Source organism: Blautia sp. CAG:257 (assembly GCF_000433815.1).
GTDB lineage: Bacteria > Bacillota > Clostridia > Lachnospirales > Lachnospiraceae > Blautia_A > Blautia_A caecimuris.
Genome location: NZ_HF999112.1, coordinates 52,391 through 53,017 on the forward strand (window position 1 = coordinate 52,391; position 627 = coordinate 53,017).

The 627-nt window shown below is 45.9% G+C and carries 1 protein-coding gene; it reads left to right on the plus strand.

Translation table 11 applies throughout. The annotated features are described in order from the left end of the window. Positions 1-18: 18 nt before the first annotated feature. The coding region (locus tag QVP40_RS12505) for an arginase family protein (protein WP_288200558.1) at positions 19-627 on the plus strand (609 nt) is incomplete at its 3' end.

Sequence of the window (627 nt, forward strand, 5' to 3'; positions counted from 1 at the left end):
TTATGACAGGAAGATTTTATGACAGATAAGAATGAAATTGTTTTAATGAATTTTACCGGAGTTTATAAAGAACAGGAATTTTATCGGGAAGAAAAAATTTCCTGGGTGGATGTGCAGGGGCTTTCCGGGTGCAGCTGCTACTGTGACGGGGAAGCTCAGGAAATACTGGAAAAGAAAATTGCAGATCTGCCGGTAAAAGGCATTCATTTTGTGGATTCTGGGAACTATCATTATATGAGCCTGCTCTGGCTGAAAAAAGTACACACGCCATTTCGCCTGCTTGTATTTGACAATCACACGGACATGCAGCCGCCTGCATTCGGAGGGCTTCTGTCCTGCGGAGGATGGGCGGCAGAGGCTTTAAAGGCCCTTCCGTTTCTGCAGGAGCTTATCCTTGTGGGACCGGACAGAAATGCCTGTGAACAGACGGAAGAAGAAATCAGAAATAAGGTTCGGTTTCTTTCCAGAGAAAGCCTGAGAGAGATGACGGAACAGCATAAGAAAACTTTTTTTGAAGAGATTTCAAACGATCTTCCCCTTTATATTTCTGTGGACAAGGACGTACTCCGGCCAGGGGACGCCGTTACTGCATGGAGCCAGGGAGATATGAAGGTGCAGGAGCTGGAA